2 pseudogenes are annotated in these 398 nt (G+C 62.6%); one reads left to right on the top strand and one right to left on the bottom strand.

Annotation, left to right across the window (positions count from 1 at the left end):
- Positions 1-213, bottom strand: a pseudogene (locus tag ELR45_RS41580) (MFS transporter); the annotation flags it as partial.
- 70 nt (positions 214-283) lie between these two features.
- Between ELR45_RS41580 and ELR45_RS42355 the strand changes: the two are divergent.
- Positions 284-398: pseudogene (locus ELR45_RS42355) on the top strand (hypothetical protein); the annotation flags it as partial.

Genomic DNA, 398 nt, shown 5'->3' on the forward strand with positions numbered 1-398 from the left:
GGCTACCTCGGACACCATGGCGATCGGCAGCACGGCGACCGCGAGTGCGCCCGTCGCCACACTCACCGCGAGAGACGCGCTCGCCGGATCGAGCTGGTACTCGGTCGCCAGCTCAGACAGAACCGGTTGCGGCGCGTACAGAAGCGCAAACGACGACGTCCCGGCGGCTGACACGCCGAGCGTGATTCGCCGAGCCTCAGACCGGGACACCATGGTGGTGACGCTACGGAGCCGTCATCCATGCGTCCAATACATAGATCACAACTTATTCATACACTGAAGTATGAGTAGTCACGATGACGTTGCTGACCAGCACCTCGCCGAACAGATAGCTCCCAGCATCGCGCTGCTCGCCACTCTGCGTGAAACGCGCAACATCACCCGGACAGCCGAACGGC

This window comes from Phytoactinopolyspora endophytica (assembly GCF_004138495.1).
Taxonomy (GTDB): domain Bacteria; phylum Actinomycetota; class Actinomycetes; order Jiangellales; family Jiangellaceae; genus Phytoactinopolyspora; species Phytoactinopolyspora endophytica.